The 2,332-nt window shown below is 69.3% G+C and carries 2 protein-coding genes; one reads left to right on the top strand and one right to left on the bottom strand.

The window, feature by feature from the left end; all coding sequences use genetic code 11:
• Positions 1-334: helix-turn-helix domain-containing protein (locus P2P98_RS02975; RefSeq protein WP_275797075.1), on the bottom strand; the 334-nt coding region annotated here is incomplete at its 3' end.
• Positions 335-431: 97 nt separating this feature from the next.
• On the opposite strand from P2P98_RS02975, the gene P2P98_RS02970 reads away from it, so the two are divergent.
• A complete protein-coding gene (locus tag P2P98_RS02970; protein WP_275797073.1) occupies positions 432-2,285 on the top strand; it encodes an FAD-dependent monooxygenase in 1,854 nt (617 codons plus the stop codon).
• Positions 2,286-2,332: the final 47 nt, after the last annotated feature.

Genomic DNA, 2,332 nt, shown 5'->3' with positions numbered 1-2,332 from the left:
CGTGGTCGAGCACGACGAGGAAGCACGTCATGCCCAGCTCGTTCGCGGCCGCGGTCAGTTCGGGCAGGGCCTCGGCCTGCAGGTCGGCGGCGACGCCCGCGGCAAGAGCGGCGAGACCCGTTCCCAGGCGCACCGCGCCCGCGGCATCCCTCGTCACGAGCCCGTGGTCCTCGAGGGTGCGGAGCAAGCGGTAGGCCACCGAGCGATGCAGCTCGACGCGGGCGGCGAGGTCGTCGATCGACAGGGGAGCGCGCGCGTCGGCGAGCTCTTCGAGCAACCGGATGCCGCGGCTCAACGTCTGCGATGCGGGCGACGCATCTTGCCGTGCGGGCATGGGCGAGCTAACCTCTCGTTCGATAGAAGAACGCTGTGTTCGAATATAGAACAGAGTATCCCGAAGGGCAAGCCCGACATCGACGTCAGGAGCAACGATGCAGTTCCACCACCACGGCTACGTCTCCGGTGATCCGCGCGTGCAGAACGCCGCGGGTACGGGAATCGACCGCCCGACCGACCTGCCCGACCGCGTCGACGTCCTCATCGTCGGCTCCGGCCCCGCGGGCATGCTGCTCGCCGCGCAGATGTCGCAGTTCCCGCAGCTCACCACGCGCCTCATCGAGAAGCGCGACGGACGACTCGCGCTCGGGCAGGCGGACGGCATCCAGCCCCGCAGCGTCGAGACCTTCCAGGCCTTCGGCTTCGCCGACCGCATCACCGCCGAGGCGTACAACATCGGGTGGATGAACTTCTGGGCCCCCGACCCCGACGACCCGCGGCGGATCATCCGCACGACCCGCACCGAGGACTACGGCTACAAGATCAGCGAGTTCCCGCACCTCATCGTCAACCAGGCGCGCGTGCTCGACTACTTCGCCGAGGCTGCCGCCAACGGGCCCGCGCGGATCACGCCCGACTACGGCGTGGAGTTCGTCGGTCTCACGGTGCACGACGACGACGTCGAGGTGCGGGTACGGGATGCCGCGGGGGAGCGGACCATCCGCGCGACCTACGTGGTCGGTTGCGACGGGGCGCGCAGCGGCGTGCGCCAGGCGATCGGGCGCACGCACGTCGGTGCCGCCGCGCAGCACGCGTGGGGCGTCATGGACGTGCTCGTCGAGACCGACTTCCCCGACTGGCGCATCAAGTGCGCGATCAACGCCGCCGCGGGAAACATCCTCCACATCCCGCGCGAGGGCGGATACCTGAGCCGCATGTACATCGACCTGGGCGAGGTGGCGGCCGACGACGACCGTCGCGTGCGGCAGACCCCCATCGACGACATCATCCGCCGGGCGAACGAGATCCTCCATCCCTACACGATCGACGTGAAACAGGTCGCCTGGCACAGCGTCTACGAGGTGGGACACCGCGTGACCGATCAGTTCGTCGACGATCTCGACAGCCCTCGCGTCTTCCTCACGGGTGACGCGTGTCACACGCACAGCGCGAAGGCCGGGCAGGGCATGAACGTCTCGATGCAGGACGGCTTCAACCTCGGTTGGAAGCTCGGCCACGTGCTCACGGGCCTCGCTCCCGCGGAGCTGTTGCGTACCTACGACGAGGAGCGCCGCCCGGTCGCCCAGCAGCTGATCGACTTCGATCGCGAATGGTCGTCGCTCATGGCCCGCAAGCCCAGCGAGATCACCGACCCCGACGACCTCGCGACCTACTACCTCGCCACGGCCGAGTTCCCCTCGGGTTTCATGACGCACTATGCCCCCTCTCAGATCGTCGCAGCCGACGCGACGGAGGCACTGGCATCCGGATTCCCCGTGGGCAAGCGCTTCAAGAGCGTCGAGGTCGTGCGGGTCTGCGACGGCAACGCCGTGCACCTCGGGCACCACGCGAAGGCCGACGGCCGCTGGCGGATCTACGCGTTCGCGGATGCCGAGGGCTCGGCCCTGCCCGCCTGGGCGGCGGAGGCGCGGGCCATCGTGGAGAGGTTCACCCCCGCCGGAGCCGACCTCGACGCGGTGTTCGACGTGAAGGCGATCTATCCCGGTCGATGGGAGGACGTCGTCGACGTGCCGTCGTTGTTCCGCCCCCGCTCGGGACCGCTCGGTCTCACCGACCTCGAGAAGGTGTTCGCCGCCGCCCCCTCGGCCTGGACGAGCAGCGACATCTTCGCCGAGCGCGGCATCGGCGCCGAAGGGGCCGTGGTGCTGGTGCGTCCCGACCAGTACGTCGCGCACGTGCTGCCGCTCTCGGAGCCGGAGGGACTCGAGCGGTTCCTCGCGGGGGTGATGGCCGTGCCGGCGGCCGCGCCCGTGGCATCCCCCGCATAAACGCGATCGACGCGCAGAAACGCGAGCACACCGTGTTTATGCGAGTG

The sequence above is a fragment of the Microbacterium sp. Kw_RZR3 genome (assembly GCF_029222405.1).
Taxonomy (GTDB): Bacteria; Actinomycetota; Actinomycetes; order Actinomycetales; family Microbacteriaceae; genus Microbacterium.
The sequence above is the reverse complement of the archived record's forward strand: the minus strand, read 5'-3'. Positions and strand labels throughout refer to the sequence as shown.